A 19,685-nucleotide genomic window follows, 5' to 3' on the forward strand; every position below is an offset into this window, starting at 1 on the left:
GACGGACCCGCGGTCACGGGGTCTTCTTGGTCACCTGGAGATCGGCCGTCGGATCCTTGACGGTGCCGCCCGGGGTGCCGGCCACCGTGACGGTGTTGTTGGCCTCGACCGGGTCGGCGGTCGCGGCGTCGACACTCGCCGTGTTCCTGATGTCCGAGCCGTCGCCCTCGTACTCCGGGTCGAGCTTCACCCGGAAGACCCAGGTGTAGGAGGCCCCGGGAGCGAGGGTGTCGAGCGGTCCGCAGACCACCGTGTCGTGCACCACGCACTCGTCGTCCGACGAGACGAAGCGCAGTGCGGTCGGCAGACTGTCGGTCACCTTGATCTGCGCGGCCTGTGAGGGGCCCTTGTTGGTGACGGTGATCGAGTAGTCGAAGGACTCGCCGGGGGCGATCGGTGTGTTCGTCACCGGCTTCTTGGCGATGGCGAGGTCGGCGGAGGCCGCGTCGACCGAGCCGCCGGGGACCGTCGCCGTGTCCGTGTCGTTCCCGCTGTTGGGGTCGATGTTGTCGGCGGTGACCTTCGCGGTGTTCTTCAGATCGCTGCCGTCGCCGCTGTAGGCGGGGTCGACCCGCACGGTGAGGGTGTACTCGATGGTCTCGCCGACCCGCAGCGGGGTGGCCCGGCGGCAGTTGACGACCTGCCCCGAGACGGTGCACCCGGCGGGCGAGGAGGAGACATAGATCAGACCGGTCGGCAGGCTGTCCGTGAGCCGGACATTGAGCGCGTCCGCCGAGGGTCCGTTGTTGGTCACCGTGATGAGGTAGTCGAAGCTCTCGCCCGGCTTGGGCGGGGTGTTGCCGACCGGTGTCTTGGTGACCGCGAGGTCCGCGTACGGCTGGTTGACCGCGGAGCCGGGGAGTCCGGCCGGCGGGCTGGTGTTGTTGCCGGGCAGCGGGTCCTCGGTGGTGGAGGTCGCGGTGGCGGTGTTCTGGATGTCGGAGCCGTCACCGCGGTAGTTCGGATCCAGCCGCACCTTGAAGGTCCAGGTCCTGGCGGCGCCCGGGGCCAGGGTGGCCTGCGGGCCGCAGCCGACGGTCTGGCCGGAGACGGTGCAGCCGTCGGGCGAGGAGACGAAGGCCAGCGGGGCGGGCAGCACATCGGTGGCGCGGACGGCCAGCGCCTGGGAGGGCCCGTCGTTGGTGATGGTGACCGCGTAGTCGAAGGTCTGGCCGGGTGAGATCGGGGTGGTCGTGGTCGGCCGCTTGATGGTCCACAGGTCGGCCTGGGGCGCGGTGACCCCGCCGGGCGGCAGGACCGGCGGCGAGGTGTTGTCCGTCGGGTCCGGGTCGGTCGAGTCCGAGGTGCCGGTGGCGGTGTTCCGCAGATCGCTGCCGTCGCCGCTGTAGGTGGCGGCCAGCTTCACCCGGAAGGTCCAGGTCACCTTGGAGTCCGGCGCGAGGCGGGCGAGCGGTCCGCAGGTCACCCGCTGTCCGGAGACCGCGCACGGGTCGGCGGACGAGACGAAGGTGATGCCGGGCGGGAGGTTGTCCGTCACCGTCACATTGCGGGCGTCCGAGGGGCCGGTGTTCTCCGTGGTGACCTCGTAGTCGAATTCCGTTCCGGGGACCGTGGGGCCGCTGCCGAGCGCGCGCTTGACGGTGTTCAGATTGGACTCGGGGTCGAAGGGGCCGGTCGGGGTGACCGGGCCGCCGGTGTTGTTGCCCGGGTCCGGGTCGGTGGCGTCGGAGGTGCCGACCACGGTGTTGCCGAGGTCGGTTCCGTCCCCCTGGTACGAGGGGTCGAGCCGGGCGACGAAGGTCCAGTCCTTGGTCTGGCCCACGGTCAGTTCGGGCTCCGGGCCGCAGGTGACGGTCTGCCCCTGCGCCGTGCAGCCGTCGGCCGACGAGATGAACTCCAGCCCCTCGGGCAGGGTGTCGGTGGCGGTGACGTTACGGGCCACCGACGGCCCGTTGTTCCTGGCGGTGAGGGTGAAGGTGACCAGGCCGCCGGGGGGTGTGTCGGCGGCCTGCCGGGTCAGCTGGGTCACCACCGCCGCCGGTGCGGACACGGCGGCGGGCGCGGGGGCGGCCAGGGCCGCGGGCGCCGTACCGGAGCACAGGGGCAGGGCGCAGGCCAGCGCGACGATCACCGCCCGGACCGTGGGGGGCCGGCGTTTTGTCGATCTCATCTCGCATCGTTTCCGTTCCTGATCGCGTTCCTGATCCGGGGCCGCACAACGGCTGTGCGGCCACAGGTCTGAGGGGCGGGCGCGCCCGGCCGCGGACCGGCCGGCACCGTGACCACCGGCATCAGCTGTTGGCCCGCTTGGTGAACACCAGGTCGGCGGAGGGCGGGGTGATCCGTCCGCCGGGCGGCCCCGATGTCCCGCTGTTGTTGGAGGTGTCGGGGTCGTCGGTGTCCGATGAGGCGGTGGCGGTGTTGCGCAGCCCGCTGCCGTCACCCGCGTACCCGGCGTCGAGCCGCACCCGGAAGGTCCAGCTCACCTGTGCCCCCACCGCGAGCGTCGCGGCCGGCCCGCAGCTCACGGTGGTCCCGGCGGCGGTGCAGCCGCTCGCCGACGAGACGAAGGTGAGCCCGGTCGGCAGCGGGTCGGTGATCCGGATCTGGCGGGCGGCCGACGGGCCGTTGTTGGTGACCGTGACGGTGTAGTCGAAGGACTGGCCCGGAGCGACGGGGGTGCTGGTCACCGTCCGTTTGACCGTGCTCAGATCCGCCTTGGGCGCGGTCACCCCGCCGGGCGGGAACGCCGCCGCGCTGACGTTGTTGGCCGTGTTCGGGTCGGGCAGATCGTGGACGACGGTGGCGGTGTTGCCCAGATCCGAGCCATTGCCGGTGTAGGTGTCGCTGAGCTTGACGCGGATGGTCCAGGACCGGGACTGCCCCGCCGGGAGACTGGTGGCGACGGGGCAGCCGATGTTCTGGCCGGAGGCGGTGCAGCCGTCGGGCGAGGAGACGAAGGCGAGGCCCGCCGGGAGGGTGTCGGAGATCCGTGCGTTGGTGGTGTCGGACGGTCCGGCGTTCCGGGCGGTGATCCGGTAGTCGAACTGCTGGCCGGGGGAGACCGGTCCCGTGCCCAGCCCGGTCTTGAGCACGGCCACATCGGCGCGTCCGGTCACCGTGGTGGTGACGGAGGCCGAGTTGTTGGTCCTGTCGGTGTCCGAGCGGTCGCTCGGCGGGGTGACGGTCGCCGTGTTGGTGAGGGTCGCCGGCTGGGCGGGCGCGGTGCCGGTGATGGTGTACGTGGCGGAGCCGCTGCGCAGCAGATTGACGGAGGTGTTGAGGTTGTTCCCGCTCCCCGACGCCTGTCCGCAGGACGATCCGGTGGTGGCGGTGCAGGTCCAGGTCACTCCGGTCAGTCCGGGCACGGTGTCGGTGACCTGGGCGCCCATCACATCGTTGGCGGCGCTGTTGGAGACCTTGACGGTGTAGGTGACCGGGCCGCCGCCCGCCGGGACGGTGGAGACATTGGCGGTCTTGGTGACCGACAGATCCGCCGGGACATTGATGGTCAGATCGCCGATCTCATGGATGTTGGTGGCGCCGCCGGTGCCGCCGGAGAAGCCGACCTTCAGGGAGGCGGGGAGCGCGGGCTGGTTGGCGATGGTCGAGACGTTGAAGTCGGTGACCACCTTGTTCATCACGGTGCCGGGGCCGGTGTCGGACCAGATCGACACCAGCAGCTGGCCGCCGCTGGGCACCACGGTCACCCGCACGGTCCGGTAGTCGCCGCGCCCCTGGGTCTCCACGGTGCCGCCGGGGCCGTTGACGCCGGTGGCGTACCGGTAGCCGGTCCTCGCGTTGCCGCCGCCGCGGAGCACGATCTTGTTGGCCTGGGTGCCGGGGCCGCCGTTGCCGACCATGTTGGAGGAGAAGTTGCCGAATTCGTCGAGGCCGATGCCGAGGAAGGCCCCGGGGACGCCGTTGACATTGCAGGGGTTGCCGCCGCAGGCGTAGCCGAGGCTGCCGCCGGGGGCACCGGTGCCGTTGGCGGCGGTGCCGTCGGCGAGGAAGAAGGCGAGTCCGTCGCCGCGCTTGCCGTCGAAGGCGACACCGCCGTAGCTGGCGTAGGTGAATTCGGCGACGATGCCGAGGCCGGTGGAGAAGGAGTCGTTCATCTCCCAGGCGCCGGACTGGTTTCCCGCCGCGCTGGTGAGCCGGAGCCAGCCGCCGCTCTGGAAGGAGGCGGAGCCGACGGCGGTGCCCAGACTGCTCGCCGCGGAGTCGAAGGGGTCGTGCACCGGGAAGGTGAGGGCGCGCGGGGCGCGGACCCCGGCCGCCGCCGTGGCGTCCGGGGCGGGACCGTCCAGGGCCGCCGCCGGCACCGGGAGCAGGCAGAGGAGCAGTCCGGACACCATGGCCAGGGCGGCGCGTCCGCGGACGCGCCGCCTCATGGCGGCGGCGGCCGGGCCCCAGGTGGTTCTCATGTCCGCGGACCCTCATCTCAGCTGTCTCGGGCGTCGGTCGCGACGCCGCGTTCGGAAGCCGGGGACGTACGGCGGGGGAGGTACGTCCCCGGCGGGCACCGTGCGGGCCGGTGTCAGTGGCGGGACCGCCCGCCGCGGCGGGCGAGCACCACCAGCGCGCAGCCGCCGGCCAGCGTCAGCGCGGCGGACCAGGGGAGCCAGCCGGGCAGATCGCCGCCGGTGTGCGGGAGCTGGGGGCGGCCGGGGTGGTGGGGTCCGCCCGGGTTGGCCGGATGCGAGGGGTGGCCGGTGTGCGGCGGGCGCGTGGGGTGCGTCGTGTGCCCGGAGGGGCGGACGAGATGGAGCGGTCCGCCGCCGGGGCCGGTGGTGCCGGCCGCGTTGCTGTTGTTGGCGAGTACCGGGTCCGGGGTGCGGGCGGTCACGGTGGCGATGTTGTCGATCTCCTCGCGCTGCCCGCCACCGCCGTGGCCGTCGCCGCCGGCTCGGGGGCCGCTCGCGGGAACCCGTACGACCAGGACGTACACGGCGGAGTCACCGGCGGCCAGCCGGTCCCGGACCGGGCAGGTCACGGTGCGGGCCGAGCCGGCGGAGAGCCGGCAGCCGTCCGGCGAGGAGTCGAAGACCAGGGGGGCCGGAAGGGGGTCGGTGACCAGCACACCGCGGGCCTCGCCGGGCCCGAGGTTCCGGACCGTGATGCGGTACGAGAAGGTGTCGCCGGGGCTGACGTACCGCTTGCCGCCGGGCAGTACGGCGGTCTTGCGGAGCGCCAGATCCGCCTTCACGGAGCGGGGCGGCACGGGGAGCCCGGTGTGGGTGGCCGCGTTGTTGTCCGGGTCGGGGTCCTCGGTCGCGGAGGAGACGACGGCGACATTGGTGATGTCCGAGCCGTCACCGGTGTAGTCCTCGTCGAGCGCGACGATGATCATCCAGGTGTGGGAGCGGCCGACGGCGAGGGCGGGGAGCGGGCCGCAGCGGATCGTCCGGCCCTGGGCGGTGCAGCCGTCCGGGGAGGAGACGAAGGCGAGCGCGGGGGGCAGTTCATCGGTGATGACGACATCGACGGCGCGGGACGGGCCGTGGTTGACGACGGTGATCCGGTAGTCGAAGGTCAGTTCGCCGTCGACCAGCCGCCAGACGGACTCGGTGTTGTCGTCGGCCGCCGCGGCGCCGGTCTCGGCGCTCTTGCCGGCCGCGGACGGGGCGGAGCCGGCGGACTCGCTTCTCGCCGCACCACCCGAGCCGAACTCCGAACGCACCGTCAGATCCGCTCGCGCGCCCGGGACACCCGGCGCGCCCTTCGCGGCCGGCGGGCCGGCGGCCCCGGTCTCACTCCCCGGGGAGGCCGCCGATGAGACCGCCGGGGACGAGGCCGAAGGGACCGCGGCGGCCGGGGACCCCGTGCCCGCCGCCGGGGGTGTCCCGCCGGAGGAGGTCTCCGGAGTCGCGGCCTGCGGGGTCGCGACCTGCGGGGCAACGGACTCCGGGGCCACGGACGTCGCGGACTCCCGGGTCGCGGAAGCCTCCGCCGGCGGCGCCCCCGGCCGGTCCGCCGCCGCGGCGCCGGGTGGCGCCAGCACTGAGAGGCTCATCCCCAGCAGACAGCAGGCCGCCGCGAATGAGCCGGCCCGGCGGGCTCTGCCCGGGGGGTGTCCGAAGCTGTTCTTCATACGGGGTGACCTCCGTGCTCACCGGCCGATGATCCACAGCTTCAACTCCTCCCCACCCCTCCACTATTTATCTGATTATCCGTAATAATTAGCTTCAATGCACTAACAGTGCCTTTATCCCGCCTCACTTCACCGCCGTCAGCGCATACCGCTCATCCGTCACCGCGCGCCCCCAGAGCGCCGCCTCCCCGCTCAGCTCCTCGATCCGCGCCGCCCCCACCAGCGGACGCACCGCGCCCAGCAACTCCTCCGCACCGACCCCGCCACCCCACGGCAGCGCCCCCGCCCCCGCCACATAAGGCGTCGCCGTCGCGGACTCCCCCCACCGTCCCTCCACCAGGATCAGCGTGCCGCCCGGCCGGAGCAGATCGCACCAGGTCCGCAGCGCGGCAGGCGGATCGGGCAGTGTCCAGAGCAGATGCCGCGCGATCACCGCGTCGAAGACCGCCGCCCCGGCCGGCGGCGCGGCGGCGTCCCCGGTGAGGAAGTGCCCGGCCAGACCGGCGGCCGCGAACTTCTCCCGCGCCCGCTCGACCATCCGCGCGGAGAGATCGACCCCGGTGACCCGATGGCCGGAAGCGGCCATCAGCAGAGAGAGCGAGCCCGTGCCGCAGCCGGCGTCGAGCACATCGAGACCGTCCGCCCCGCCGCGTCCGCGCACCGGGAGCCAGCGGCCCAGCCTCGCGGCCCATGCCTCCCGCACCCGCGCGTCGCGCAGACCGTGGTCGGGCTCGTCGTCGAACGAGGCCGCCACCGCGTCCCAGTAACCGGCGACGGCGGCGGCGAGCGGGACGGTGTGGCCGGGGGCGGCGTGCGCGGGAGTGGAGGCGGCGGATTCACTCATGCCCGCCATCGTCCCCGCCGCCACTGACAACCGTCATCCCCGGTTGACAGCGAGCGGCCCGGCCCGGACGGACGTGCCGCCGCTCAGCCGGGTGCCACCGCGATACCGGCGGCGCGGCAGGCGTCCGGATCGTCATCGCCGGCCGGGGCCGTACCGGCGATGACCTCGTCCAGGGCGTCCCGCGCGGCCAGCAGGCCCGCCACCGCGGTGTCGATGCGCTCCCGCTCGCGGTGGAGATCGGGCAGCATCCCGGAACAGGCCGGCGCCAGGATCCGGCCGTCCTCGACCATGCAGGGCAGCAGCCCCGCGATGGTGGCGGTGTTCAGCCCGGCGGCGAGCAGCACCCGGATCCCCCGCACGGTGGCCAGATCCGCCTCCGCGAACTCGCGGTATCCGCTCGGCCGCCGTGCCGGCCTGAGCAGCCCCTGCTCCTCGTAATAGCGCAGCAGACGCTGGCTGACCCCGGTCCGCCGGGAGAACTCCCCCATGCGCATGTGATGACCACCACGTTCAGTTGACTCTCACACCGATGTGAGACCGCAGTCTATTTCGCATGACGAAAAACACCCCCATCACCGTGCACCACACGCCTGTTACCGTCCTCGGGCTCGGGCCCATGGGCCTCGCTCTCGCCGGGGCGCTGAAGGACCGCGGCCATCCCCTCACCGTCTGGAACCGCACCCCGGAGCGGGCCCGCGGCCTTGTCGCCGGGGGCGCGCGTCACGCGGAGACCGTGGCCGGCGCGGTCGCCGCGAGCCCCGTGGTGATCGTCTGTCTCAAGGACTACGAGACCGCGGACCAGGTGCTCGGCCCCGCCGCCGGCGCCCTGAAGGGCCGTGTCCTGGTGAATCTCGGCTCCGGCACCCCGGGGCAGGCGCGGACGGCCGCCGCATGGGCGGCCGGGCACGGAATCGCCCATCTGGACGGCGCGATCATGGTGCCGCCGCCCCTGGTCGGCGATCCCGGATCCGTCATTCTCCACAGCGGCCCGCGGGAGGTCTTCGAGGAGCACCGGGCCACCCTGGCCGCCCTGGGCGACCCCCGGTATCTCGGCACCGATCCCGGTCTCGCGGTGCTGTACAACGCGGCGCTGCTCGGGATGATGTACGCGACCGTCAACGGCTTTCTGCACGCCTCGGCGCTGGTCGGCTCGGCGGGTGTCCCCGCGGCCGAGTTCTCCGGCCTGGCGGTCGACTGGTTCATGTCCTCGCTGGTGACACCGACACTGGCCGGGCATGCGCCCGCTCTCGACCGGGGCGACTATCCGGGCGACGCGGGCACCCTGGAGATGAATCTGAACGCACTGGACCACATCGCCCGCACCAGCGTGGAGCAGGGCGTCCACGCCGCCCAGCCGGAGCTGATGCGCGAGATCGCCGAGCGGGCCATCGCCGACGGACACGGCGCCGAGAACTACCTGGCCGTCTTCGAGGTTCTCAAGAGGGCGGCTCGCTGACCCCCGCTCAGCGGAAGGCGGCGCACCCGCCCCCCGCACCACAGCGGGCGGGTGCGCGGCGTCCCCGCCGTACGCCCGCCGCCGCGTCCGGTGACCGGGGGCCGTCCCCCGGTCACCGGTTCACCTGTCAGGACCCGCTGTTCTCCACCACGGCCAGCCAGACGTCATTGTCCGCGCCCCCGGGGGTGCAGGTGTACTGGATGAGCCGGTTTCCCTGCCCGACCCCGTACTCGACATTGAGGCACTTGCCGGTCGACCTGACCACGAGCTGATAGCCGATGCCGGCGGGCACCAGCTTCCACTGCTCATTGGCATCGGTGCCGCACGTCCACTGGATGATGCGGGCGCCGTCCTCCGGGTCGTCGTTCTCGACGTTCAGGCACTTCCCGCTGTGCACCGCCTTCACCGTGTGGTAGCCGTTGGACGTGGGCGTGAGCTCCCAGCGCTGGTTGTCGTCGCGTGAGGCGGCCCACTGGATGACCTCGGCGCCATTGGCCGTGGAGGCCCCGGCCACATCCGCGGCCTGGCCGGCGTCGGCCGCCAGCCGCAGCGAGACCCTCGCCGTGGTGATCGCCCTCGGCTCCGCCGAGACCGGAGCGCCGGTCGCGGGTCCGGCCGCCGCCGGGCTGAGCGTCCCCAGGGTCAGGGCGAGTCCCGTACCGAGCACGGCCGCTCCGAGGGCGGCGGTCCGCCGGGTCTTCCCGATGTTCACGATCATCGTGTTTCTCCTCAACTCCACCGCACCGGAAGGAAGATGCGGATGCCTGGCTTCCGTTTCGGTCGCTATACGTAGCCAGACGTGAGGCCCATTACTCATGAAATTCTGACGAATATCAGCCAATGTCAGCTGATCTGAAATCGGTGGAAACTACCCTCCGGCCAGCGAGTCGCGGAGCCTCACCGCCTCGCTCAGCTGTGCGGCGTACGCGCCGCCGCCGGCATGGAGCGCCTCGTACACGGCCACCGCCTCCCGCGCCGCCGCCAGTGCCTCGGGACGGCGGTCCGCGCCCACCAGAAGCTGCGCGAGCCGGTGGGCGGTCTGCGCCAGCGGCGGGCGGTACGCGGGGGTCCCGGCGGCCAGTTCGCGGTAGAGGTCGCAGGCCGCGCGCTGGCTGTCGGCGGCCTCGGCGGTGCGGCCCGCGACATGCAGGGCCGCCGCCGCGTTGCCGAGCGCCCATGCCTCCTGCGCGCGGTCACCGATGGCCCGGTACACCTCCGCGCCCTCCCGGGCCGCCGCCACCGCCTCCTCGTGCCGGGCCGCCCGTGAGCCGTACACCCCCAGCATCACCAGCGCCATCGCCAGCGAGGCCCGGTACGCCGGATCCGCCCCCGCCAGCTCCCGGTGGACGGAGACGCACTGGCCCTGGGCGTCGACCGCCTCGCCGTGCCGCCCGGCGGCGGTGAGCGCGGCGGCGGCGTTGCCCAGCGCCCACGCCCACTGCGGCCGGTCCCCGATCACCCGGTAGACGTCCGCGCCCTCGCGCGCCGCCGCCACCGCGTCGTCGTGCCGCCCGGCCCGGGTGGCGTAGGTGCCGAGCATCACCAGCGCCTGGGCCAGCGCGGCCCGGTAGGCCGGATCCGACCCGGCCAGCCGCCGGTAGAGCCCGGTGGCCTCCTCCTGCGCGCCGACCGCGTCGGCATGCCGCCCGGCGCTGGTGAGGATCCAGGCGAGATTGCCCAGCGCCCACGCCTCCTGCGGCCGGTCGCCGATCGCCCGGTAGAGCTCCGCGCCCTCCCGGGCCGCCGCCGGCGCCTCCTCGTGCAGACCGGCGCGGGTCCGGTAGACGCCCAGCATCACCAGCGTCTGGGCGAGCGAGGAGCGGTACGCGTCCGACTCGGCCGCGAGCTGGGCGTACCCGTCCCGGGCCTCCTGCTGCACCGCCACCGCCTCGGCATGGCGCCCGGCACCGGTCAGCTCCCCCGCCCGGATCCGGAAGGCGTTGGCCAGCCGGTCCATTCCCGGGTGGTCCCCGGGGACCGGTTCGTACCCCTCGGTGCGCCAGAGGTGGACCGCCGTGGGGCCGCCCTCGTACGGACGGGAGTAGAGCACCCGGTCCGCCGGCCGGTAGACGGCGAGCTCGGCCCGCCCGTCGCCGTCCCAGTCACCGGGTACGGGGATGTCCCCGGGCCGCCCGAAGGGGACCGTGCGGGCGGGCGCGCCGGAGGACGGCTCGATGTGCCAGTCGCCCGCGGCGGAGTCCCAGACCGCGCTGTCCGGGCGGCCGTCGCCGTCGAAATCCGCCCCGGCCGTCATCGGGGGCACGGCGGGCAGCGCGGCGGCCGGCGGGGCGAAGAAGGCGTACCGCAGGGTGAAGTGGAGCCCGGTGAGCCCGGACAGATCCAGCCCGTTCTGCTCGGCGGAGAGCTTCTCGACGCTGACCCGCCAGGTGGTGACGGGGCTGCGGCCCCAGAAGGCGGGCCGGCCGGCGGGGGTGGCGCCCGGCACCCGCTTCACGAAGACCGCCTCGGCGGTGGTGGAGAGGGGCTGGCCGGACGTCTCCCGCAGGGCGCCGCCGCGCATCCGGTTGACGGATTTCCCGCTGTGCTGAATGTGGACATTGACGGCCGGTTCGGCGGCCCGGGCGCCCAGGAGCGCGACGTACACCTCCTCCGTCTTCAGTTCCGACCACTCCGCGGGGAAGTCCGTCAGGGGAAGGGCGAAGGTGGCGGTGCCGTTGGCGCGCAGTCCGTCCAGCACGGCGGGCGAGGTGATGGTGAGGAAGCGGGAGGCGTGCTGGAGGCCGGACTGGTACTGGTCGTAGAAGCCGCGCAGCCCCAGGAGCTGGGGCATCCGGCTCCAGGAGGAGAGATAGCTCTGGAGCAGCGGGATCACCCGGGAGTCCTCGCCCCGGGAGAGGGCGAGATGGGCGTGCTCGACCTCGTCGGGGTGGAGATGACCGAGGTCGAAGGTGAATTCGGCCGACTTGTTGCCGCTGACGGTGAAGATGTCCAGCGCCCGGTGCGCGTAGAAGGCGAACCGGATGAGGACGTCCGCGTAGGCCTGGGTCCGGTCGATCAGGGTGCGCGAGATCATGCCGAGGGCGGCGATGTCGGAGGCCCAGTCGGCCTGGAGATTGCGCAGCCGCTCCAGATCTCGCTGATTGACCACGATCTTCGCCGCCGTGACGGCCTTGAGGGCGTTGCGCTGATTGACCTCCAGGATCTGGAGGCCGCGCTGGCGGCCGAGATCGAGCTGCCGGGCGATCAGATCGCGTTCCCTGCTCTCCAGCTTCCCGTCGACCGTGGTCTGGAAGAGTTCGGCGACCGCGCGCCCCGCGTCGATGATCTGGTTGCCGGTGTCGATGAGCTCCTTCAGCCCGCCGGCGTCGTCCTTCTTGTCGTCCTTGAGCCGGGGATTGCCGGGATCCTCCCAGTCCCACCACTCGACGAGCTTTCCGGCGTCCTGCTTCTCCCCGGTCCTGGCGTCGAAGCCCTCCAGCGCCCCCACCGAATTCGCCATCAGCTGGGCGGCGGCGAGAAAGGCGACAAGGCTGGCGCCGCCGGTGTAGACGGCCGACACGGCGGCGGCGACGGCGACCGCCGCGCCGATCAGCGCCCCGAGGTCATTGCCCGGCGGGAACTCCATCCGCTTCTGGGTCATCTCCTCGCGCACCGCGTCGAGCTGGGCCCGCACCTCCCCCAGCTGCTGATCGATGATCTTCGCCTTGCCCTGGGACATCTCCAGGTCCAGCCTGGCCGCGTCGTCCTCCAGCCGGAGCACCGGCTGCATGTCGGCCACACGGTTCAGATCGGCGGTGAGCCGGGCGTTCTTCTGCCCGGTGTCGACGGAGGAGAGCAGCAGGCTCAGCGCGTTGTCGAAGAGGCTTTTGACGATGTCGTCGTAGTCGGTCACCACCTGCTCGAAGTGCGGGAAGTCCGGCATCAGGTCGAGGTTGTACGGCTGCCCGATCGGCGAGAGCCCGGTGGCGATCCAGCGGGAGAGCTCGGCGGCCCGCTCCTGCCCGGTGTCGAGGTCGAGCGCCCGCAGGAACTCCCGCGACGCCGCCTCCCGCAGCCCCTTCCGGTCGGCGACGGCGGGGGCGTAGGAGCGGAAGAGGAATTCCCCGACCCGGGTGCGGTGGGCGGACCAGCTCCGCGCGTGGCCGCCGAGCCGCAGCCGGACCAGGGCCCACCAGTTGTCGTTGCCGTGGACCACGAGGGCCGGCTGCACGGAGGGGCCGGAGCCGGGTCCGGGCACTCCCGGGAGCCCGTCCGGGCCGGAGTCCCCGACGGGGGTGCCGCCACCGCCGACGGTGCCGCCGCGCCCGCCCCGGCCGGCCGGCCCGGCGCCGCCGGGCTCGCCGCCCGCGCCGTCGAGCGCGAGTCCGGAGTGGGAGGTGGTCTCCACCAGGATCCAGGCGGCCGGGCCGCCGACGGAGCCGTTGCCGCCATTGCCCCCGGGGCCGCCGGGGCCCGGCTCCGGGGGATCGATGTCCGGCTTGTTGGGCGGCCGGGCGGCGTTGTAGCCGTGCCCGCCGGTGCCGCCCGTGCCGCCGGGTCCGCCCCGGCCGCCCCGGGCGGCGATCCGCAGATCGCTGACCTGGTGCGCCATCACGGTGACGGGCGAGGCGGGGTTGCCGGGCCCGCCGTCACCGCCCCGGCCGCCGGCCCCGCCCTGCTGGCCGGAGTGGTTCTGCCCCGGGGCGCCGGAGGGCCCCTGTCCCCCGCCCGGACCCGTGGAGCCGCTCGCGTCCACCGCGCCGCCGTTGCCCCGGTAGACCTCGGCGACCAGGACGAGCGGATGGCCGGTGAGACCGGTGAGGACATAGCCGGGGTCGTGGACGATCTCCCGGGCGACGACGGCCAGGGTGGCCGCCGGGGAGAGCATCCGGACGGTGATCTCGGCGCGGATCTCCTGGAGCAGGGCGTCATTGACGCGGATGGTGTCCCGGATGAGGATCCAGTCGACCGGGATGTCCTCCCGGAAGGAGGCGTCTGCGGGGGCGCCGGCAGGGGGGTGCGGCATCGCGGGTTCCTTCGGGCCGGGGGTGGGGCCGGGAACCCATCGTCGGCACGGCGCGGGGCGCCTCACCAGGCACCGGACCGGTGACCACCGGAATGAGGGACGCGGACGTCAGCCAGGTGACATACCGGCGCGGCCCGCCTTTCCCGTACGCACGGAAAGACCCGTTCACCCACGGAAAGGCACGTCCGCGCACGGAATCCTGCGCTCACGCACGAATCCTCCGCTCGCGCACGGAAAGACCCGATCACGCACGGAAAGACCCGATCACGCACGGAAAGGCGGATCCGCGCACGGAAACGCCCGCCCGCGCACGGAAACAGCGGCTCACGCACGGAATCAGCCCTTCACGCACGAAAAAGCCCGGGCGGGGACGGACCCCACCCGGGCGCTTCCGTGCGCGGGACCTACAGGAAGGAGTTGATCTCGATGGTCTCGGTGCGGCCGGGGCCGACCCCGATCGCCGAGATCGGCGCGCCCGACATCTCCTCCAGGGCCTTCACGTACGCCTGCGCGTTCTTCGGCAGGTCGTCGAAGGTCTTGGCCTTGGTGATGTCCTCGGACCAGCCCGGCAGCATCTCGTAGATCGGCTTCGCGTGGTGGAAGTCGGTCTGCGAGTAGGGCAGCTCCTCGACCCGCTTGCCGTCGATCTCGTACGCCACACAGACCGGGATCTGCTCCCAGCCGGTGAGCACGTCGAGCTTGGTCAGGAAGAAGTCGGTCAGACCGTTCACCCGGGTCGCGTACCGGGCGATCGGCGCGTCGAACCAGCCACAGCGGCGGTCACGGCCGGTGGTGACACCGCGCTCGCCACCGATACGGCGCAGCGCCTCGCCGTCCTCGTCGAAGAGCTCGGTCGGGAACGGACCCGCGCCGACACGCGTCGTGTACGCCTTGAGGATGCCGATGACCCGGCTGATCTTCGTCGGTCCCACACCCGCGCCGGTGCAGGCACCGCCGGCGGTCGGGTTGGAGGAGGTGACGAAGGGATAGGTGCCGTGGTCCACGTCGAGCAGCGTGCCCTGGCCGCCCTCGAAGAGGACGACCTTGCCCTCGTCGATGGCGTCATTGAGGATCAGCGTGGTGTCCGCGACATAGGGCCGGAGCCGGTCCGCGTACTGGAGCATCTCCTCGACGATCCGGCCGGACTCGATCGCCCGCCGGTTGAAGACCTTCGCCAGGAGCTGGTTCTTCTGCTCCAGCGCGGCGTCGACCTTCTGGATCAGGATCGACTCGTCGTACAGGTCCTGGACCCGGATACCGACACGGTTGATCTTGTCGGCGTACGTCGGGCCGATGCCGCGCCCGGTCGTACCGATCTTGCGGGTTCCGAGGAACCGTTCCGTCACCTTGTCGAGCGTGACGTTGTACGGGGTGATCAGATGAGCGTTTCCGCTGATCAGGAGCTTGGACGTGTCAATGCCCCGGTCATTGAGCCCGCTCAGCTCGGAGAGCAGGACGGCGGGGTCGACCACGACTCCATTGCCGATGACCGGGGTACACCCCGGCGAGAGAATGCCGGAAGGGAGGAGATGCAGCGCGTACTTCTGGTCGCCGACGACGACCGTGTGGCCGGCATTGTTGCCGCCCTGGTAACGCACCACATAGTCCACTGATCCACCGAGCAGGTCGGTGGCCTTTCCCTTGCCCTCGTCACCCCACTGAGCACCGAGCAGCACAAGTGCGGGCACAGGCGTACACCCCTTCCGGGCGGGGCATGTCCAAGGTCAGGGGGCGTGAGCCGTGCCTGAGTCCGCGGACCGGTTGCCCCGGAATAGACGAAGCCCCTGGCGCAATAGCGCAAGGGGCTCTTGCACAAAGATGCTACCCGAGGAAGGACCGAGGTGTCGGCTCACGACCAGCTGCTGGTGGTCATCGACCCGGTCGCCCGCCGAAGTGACGGCGAGTCCGTTCGGATCGCGAAGGATGTTCTGTGCGGCGGGTCGGAGGCGAAAATCTGTCTTCCCGAGGGCCCCGAGGACTTCGCCCGGGCGCTGGCCCGCCGGGGTTCCAGGCGCCCGGTGGTGATCGGTGACGACCGCGCGCTGCTGCGCGCGGTCGCGCTGCTGCACCGGGACCGCTGGCTGGGGGACGGCGCGCTGGCCCTCGTACCCGTGGGTACGGCGGTGGAGCTGGCGCACTCGCTGGGCGTGCCCCGGGGCCCGGTCGCGGCGGCCCGCGCCGTACTGGACGGGGCGGTGCGGCGGCTCGATCTGCTCGTCGACGAGAGCGACGGGGTCGTGCTGGGAGATCTGTCGATTCCGGCCCTGCCGCATCAGGCCGTCGCGGGCGCCGGGCTCGGATCGTGGCGTTCGCTCATACGCTCCGTGGTCCGCCCGGACCCGGTCCAGTCGGCGGCTCCGCACCGGCTGCGGGTGGAGGCGGACGGCAGGATACTGGCCGACCTCGACCGCGAGGTGACCGAAGTGACCCTCCGCGCGGCCGGCGGCCGGGCCGAGGTGACGGTGCGCCCGAGCGGCGCCGGTGAGCCGCTGACGACGAAGGCCCTGGCGGTGACGGTCTCCGGCCCGGACTTCCGCTACCGCGCCGACACCCTGATCACGGGCCCGGTCCGCACCCGGACGTGGACCCTGCGGGCGGGCGCGTGGGGCCTGACCCTCCCGGCGGCGGTCCGGGGCAGGGGCTGAGGGCGGGGGGCGCGGGGCCGGCGGACCGGCCCGGCGCCGCACCTCTGCCGACCCCGTCGCCCCTGAGCCGCACCCCCACCCGGAGATCACCCGCACGATAGGTTCCTCCCATGCCCGGCCGCCTCCTGGAACTCCACGTCGAGAATTTCCGAAGCCTCCGTGATGTGACCATCCCGCTCGGCCCGCTCACCGTTCTCGTGGGCCCCAATGGCGTGGGCAAGTCGAATGTCCTCAAGGTGTTCGACTTCCTCGCCGCGATCATCCGGACCGACCTCCAGCCCGCGCTCGACGAACGCGGCGGGTTCGACGAGGTGGCCTTCTGGGGCGGTGAGAAACCCCCGACGTCCATGGTGATCCACCTCAAGGCGGACTGGACGACCCATGCGAGCACGAAAGCCCCGGACGAGTACTCGCTGACGATCCGCAGGCGCTCCCAGCCGAGCAATCGGGACGCCTACACCCTCTCCCGGCAGGAAAGTTTCGCGTTCAAGCGCACCCAGGGCAGAGGGCGGCGCATCACCGTCTCGGGCGGTGAGGCCCGGGTCACCGCCACGAGAGCGGGCCGGGAGTCCGACGACGGCAGTTTCGGTATCCAGCGGCTGAGCAGCGGGCTGTCCACACTGCCCCGGCTGGGGCGGTCGGACGGGGGCGAGGAGGTCGCACGGGTCGCCGACCGGCTGTCGTCCTTCCGGGTGTTCGACGTGGACGTCACCGCCGCGCGGCAGCCCACACGGGCCCGCTCCATCCGGGCCGGCAGCCTGGATTCACACGCGGAGAATCTGGCCGCCTTCCTGGTCCAGCTCAGCACGGACGACCACCTCTGGGAGCTCCTGACACGGGACGCCCGGCGCATTCTGCCGCAGCTGGAGGCCATTGAATTCGAACAGGTCGGCGGCTACGCGGACCGGCTCGCGGTCGTCCTCAAGGAGCGCGGCCTGCGGCGTCCCACGCCCCTTGCCGACGCCTCGTTCGGCACGGTGCGCCTGCTCGGCCTGCTGGCCATGCTCTACGACCCGTATCCGCCGGCGCTCACCTGTGTCGAGGAGATCGATCACGGTCTGCACCCACAGGCTCTGGAGCTGATCGTGGAGCGGTTGCGGGAGGCGTCGGAGCGGACGCAGCTGATCGTGGCAACCCACTCACCCGCGCTCGTCGACCGGCTGAAACCGGATGAGTTCATCGTCTGCGACCGGGACGAGTCCGGTGCCTCGATCATTCCCGCCCTGACACCGGAGGAGATCGAGGAGATCGTCGCCGAGACGGGCGACCAGCCCCTTGGCGAGCTGTGGTTCTCCGGGGTGTTCGGCGGCGATCTGACGGAAGACGAACTGTGAGCCGCCGCCGGCTGGCGAAGCCCCCGGGGAAAGGCGTCGTCGTCCTCGCCGGGGAGAGCGCCAACGATCGCCGCATGCTCGCCGCTTTCATCAAGGCCGTCCACCCCGATCTCGCCGCCGCCGTCACTCTCACCGAGATAACCGACCCGGTGCGGCTGCGGAAGAAGACCGGAGTCGAACTGGCGACAGCCGCGAGTGTCCTGGTGAGAAAAGCACGGGGAAAGGCCAAGCTGAAGTCGGCGGAGTTTGTCGGCATCGCCGTCCACGAGGACATGGACGCCTGCCCAGGTCCGGAGTACGACACCACCCGGCCGATCGTCTGCGCCGCGCTGGCCAGGGCCGCCGACGCGGCGTCGTCCGTGTACGCCCTGGCCGCCGCGGAATCGGAGGCATGGCTCATGCTCTTCCCCGATGCCTTCTCTCTCCACAAGCCGTCCTGGAGTCTCCCGCCGCACTGGCGGAGCAGGGACACGGGACGGCGCCAGAATCCGAAAGAGGATCTCGCGGCCGAGCTGACGAGTCCGCGCTTCCGGGAGAGCGACGGCCCCGAGATCGCCGCCACGGCCTTGGCCCACGGGCTGCTCACCGAGCCCAGCGGCTCCAACCGCTCCTACACCGAGTTCGTCGCCGACCTCAGGAAGTGGGAGATCCCTCGCACGACCCGGCGGTGAGGTGGGTGTCGAGGACGACGGGGAGATGGTCGGAGGCGGCGCGGGCCTCGGGGGTGTCGTGTGTGCGGTAGGCGGTGACCGGGAGATCCCGGACGAGGATGTGGTCGAGCCGCAGCGGTACGGGTTCGTTGGCGTACGCGTACCCGACGGTGGGGGTGCGCGGGTGCCGGGTGAAGGTCTGGGGGTCGGTCCAGCCGGATGCGAGGAGTACGCGTACGGCGCGGCGGTCCATGGCGCCGAAACGGCCGTCGGCGGTGACCCGGCGGTAGCGGGAGTGGAGGTTGTGGGGGACGAGGGACCAGTCGGGCGGGTCGGTGTCGTACACCCCCGAGCAGTTCAGATCTCCCAGCAGCAGCGCCCGGCCGGGTGTGCCGGGGAAGGCCCCGGCGTAGTCGGTGAGCCACCGCGCCTCCCGGAGCCGGGTCTCGCCGTCGGTGTGGGCGAGGTGGGTGGCGAGGGCGAGAAAGTCGCTGTGGTCCGCCTCCCCGGCCGCGACGGGCCGCAGCCGGGCGCGGATGAGGGCGTGGTGGAAGACCTGGTCGCCGAGGGTGCGCCGGCCGACGAGGCGGAGTGCGGAGGGCCGGTACAGCAGGGTGGTGTGGTTCCGCCCGTCGCCGACCCGGGAGCGGGCCATGTGGACGGCCTCCATCCCGAGATTCCGGCACATCCAGAGCAGCCGCCGCTCCTCCTGCTCGTCCCAGTGCGTGCACTCCTGGAGCGCGAGCAGGTCGGGCCGCAGCCCGGCCAGGATCCGCCCCTGCGCCCGGAGCCGCCGCTCGGAGCCGTCGTCGATACCGCCGCACCGGAGATTCCAGGTCACGGCGCGCAGGGGCTGGGCGGTTACGGGCATGGCGGTGCTCCGGAGATCGGTGAACCGGCGCTCCTCGGCATCGGCGAGCCGCGCCATCGGCACGGGCGCCGGCCGGGCGCGGCCGAGCAGGAAACGCGCGAGCAGGCTGCGGGCGGGGCTCACCGGTCACCGCCGGGCACGACGGCCAGCACACACCAGGTGGTGGACCCGTCCGCGCCGACCCCCCAGACGTCGGCGAGCGCGTTGACGAGAAAGAGCCCCCGCCCGCCCTCGTCATCGGGCCCGGCGACCCGCGCGCGGGGCCGACACCCGGGGTCACCGGCCCCGGTGACGACCTCGACGCACAGATACGTCGCGGTCCGGGTGAGCCGGGTGGTGACGGTGCGCCCGTGACCGTGCCGCACGGCATTGGTCACCAGCTCGGAGATCAGTACGTCGACGGTCTCCGCCAGCTCCTCCACCCCCCAGTGCCGCAGCCGGAGCCGGGCCAGCCGCCGCATCCGGCAGGGCCACGACCGCTCCTGTTCAGTGGGCGAATCCCCCGCCCGCCCGGAGCGGGTCAGGCTGACCTCGAACCCGATGACGGTGCCGGGCGCCCCGGCGGCGAGCAGGCCGAGATGCCGGCGGGTCCGGGCGTGTGGGGGCAGGGCTGTGACAGGCATGGCGGAGACCTCCGCGAAGGGGGTTGGGGGGCGTGCGCGAGGGGCGTGCGAGCCCCCTGATCTGGGAACTCGACCACATCGCGGCGATGTCCAACTACGTTGATGCATGAGCGAATTAACCTGCAACTCCATCGGCCATGACGATGAAATTGGCACATGCCACAGCGTCGGCACGGGGTTGCGGAACGCATGACTGGGTCGGAGAACGACCACACATGTGAGCGCTCAGAGCCAACAGCAC

The 19,685-nt window shown here is 72.4% G+C and carries 14 protein-coding genes; 4 read left to right on the forward strand and 10 right to left on the reverse strand.

Annotated features, from left to right (window positions below):
* Nucleotides 1-13 precede the first annotated feature (13 nt).
* From AAFN69_RS01080 to AAFN69_RS01100, 5 genes are all read right to left on the reverse strand, one after another.
* On the reverse strand, nucleotides 14-2,131 hold the full coding sequence (locus tag AAFN69_RS01080) for a DUF11 domain-containing protein (RefSeq protein WP_347726291.1): 2,118 nt from the start codon (nucleotides 2,129-2,131) through the stop codon (nucleotides 14-16).
* A 121-nt stretch (nucleotides 2,132-2,252) separates the two neighbouring features.
* The gene (locus tag AAFN69_RS01085) at nucleotides 2,253-4,388 is read right to left on the reverse strand and encodes a hypothetical protein (protein WP_347726292.1); all 2,136 of its coding nucleotides are present in this window, start codon (nucleotides 4,386-4,388) and stop codon (nucleotides 2,253-2,255) included.
* A gap of 113 nt (nucleotides 4,389-4,501) precedes the next feature.
* Complete coding sequence (locus AAFN69_RS01090) at nucleotides 4,502-5,644, reverse strand: LPXTG cell wall anchor domain-containing protein (protein WP_347726293.1); 1,143 nt, start codon at nucleotides 5,642-5,644, stop codon at nucleotides 4,502-4,504.
* A gap of 535 nt (nucleotides 5,645-6,179) precedes the next feature.
* Nucleotides 6,180-6,899: a methyltransferase domain-containing protein gene (locus AAFN69_RS01095; RefSeq protein ID WP_347726294.1), complete on the reverse strand. Its 720-nt coding sequence runs from the start codon at nucleotides 6,897-6,899 to the stop codon at nucleotides 6,180-6,182.
* An 83-nt stretch (nucleotides 6,900-6,982) separates the two neighbouring features.
* Nucleotides 6,983-7,393 carry a MerR family transcriptional regulator gene (locus AAFN69_RS01100; protein ID WP_347726295.1) on the reverse strand — a complete coding sequence of 137 codons (411 nt, stop codon included), beginning with the start codon at nucleotides 7,391-7,393 and terminating at the stop codon, nucleotides 6,983-6,985.
* Nucleotides 7,394-7,452: 59 nt separating this feature from the next.
* Here AAFN69_RS01100 and AAFN69_RS01105 point away from each other — a divergent pair, with 59 nt between their 5' ends.
* Nucleotides 7,453-8,355 carry an NAD(P)-binding domain-containing protein gene (locus AAFN69_RS01105; protein ID WP_347726296.1) on the forward strand — a complete coding sequence of 301 codons (903 nt, stop codon included), beginning with the start codon at nucleotides 7,453-7,455 and terminating at the stop codon, nucleotides 8,353-8,355.
* Between the two features lie 127 nt (nucleotides 8,356-8,482).
* Here the strand turns inward: AAFN69_RS01105 and AAFN69_RS01110 are convergent, their stop codons facing one another.
* From AAFN69_RS01110 to AAFN69_RS01120, 3 genes are all read right to left on the reverse strand, one after another.
* Nucleotides 8,483-9,073 (reverse strand): RICIN domain-containing protein, encoded by a 591-nt coding sequence (locus AAFN69_RS01110; protein WP_347726297.1) that lies wholly within the window; start codon nucleotides 9,071-9,073, stop codon nucleotides 8,483-8,485.
* A 150-nt stretch (nucleotides 9,074-9,223) separates the two neighbouring features.
* Nucleotides 9,224-13,321: a tetratricopeptide repeat protein gene (locus tag AAFN69_RS01115; RefSeq protein WP_347726298.1), complete on the reverse strand. Its 4,098-nt coding sequence runs from the start codon at nucleotides 13,319-13,321 to the stop codon at nucleotides 9,224-9,226.
* Between the two features lie 404 nt (nucleotides 13,322-13,725).
* Nucleotides 13,726-15,009: an adenylosuccinate synthase gene (locus AAFN69_RS01120; protein WP_347726299.1), complete on the reverse strand. Its 1,284-nt coding sequence runs from the start codon at nucleotides 15,007-15,009 to the stop codon at nucleotides 13,726-13,728.
* A 153-nt stretch (nucleotides 15,010-15,162) separates the two neighbouring features.
* Between AAFN69_RS01120 and AAFN69_RS01125 the strand changes: the two genes are divergently transcribed.
* The 3 genes from AAFN69_RS01125 (at nucleotide 15,163) to AAFN69_RS01135 (ending at nucleotide 17,971) form a co-directional block, all read left to right on the forward strand.
* Nucleotides 15,163-15,966, forward strand: coding sequence for a diacylglycerol kinase family protein (locus tag AAFN69_RS01125; protein ID WP_347726300.1), 804 nt, complete (start codon nucleotides 15,163-15,165; stop codon nucleotides 15,964-15,966).
* A gap of 110 nt (nucleotides 15,967-16,076) precedes the next feature.
* On the forward strand, nucleotides 16,077-17,300 hold the full coding sequence (locus AAFN69_RS01130) for an AAA family ATPase (protein ID WP_347726301.1): 1,224 nt from the start codon (nucleotides 16,077-16,079) through the stop codon (nucleotides 17,298-17,300).
* A complete protein-coding gene (locus AAFN69_RS01135) occupies nucleotides 17,297-17,971 on the forward strand; it encodes a hypothetical protein (protein ID WP_347726302.1) in 675 nt (224 codons plus the stop codon). The genes AAFN69_RS01130 and AAFN69_RS01135 overlap by 4 nt, the downstream gene beginning before the upstream one ends.
* On the opposite strand, the gene AAFN69_RS01140 is transcribed toward AAFN69_RS01135, so the two are convergent.
* Together AAFN69_RS01140 and AAFN69_RS01145 are read right to left on the reverse strand one after the other, a co-directional pair.
* On the reverse strand, nucleotides 17,934-18,944 hold the full coding sequence (locus tag AAFN69_RS01140; protein ID WP_347726303.1) for an endonuclease/exonuclease/phosphatase family protein: 1,011 nt from the start codon (nucleotides 18,942-18,944) through the stop codon (nucleotides 17,934-17,936). The genes AAFN69_RS01135 and AAFN69_RS01140 overlap by 38 nt on opposite strands.
* On the reverse strand, nucleotides 18,941-19,444 hold the full coding sequence (locus AAFN69_RS01145; protein WP_347726304.1) for an ATP-binding protein: 504 nt from the start codon (nucleotides 19,442-19,444) through the stop codon (nucleotides 18,941-18,943). The genes AAFN69_RS01140 and AAFN69_RS01145 overlap by 4 nt, the downstream gene beginning before the upstream one ends.
* Between the last annotated feature and the right edge of the window lie 241 nt (nucleotides 19,445-19,685).

It is taken from the genome of Streptomyces sp. CAU 1734, assembly GCF_039888735.1.
In the GTDB taxonomy this organism is placed as follows: domain Bacteria; phylum Actinomycetota; class Actinomycetes; order Streptomycetales; family Streptomycetaceae; genus Streptomyces.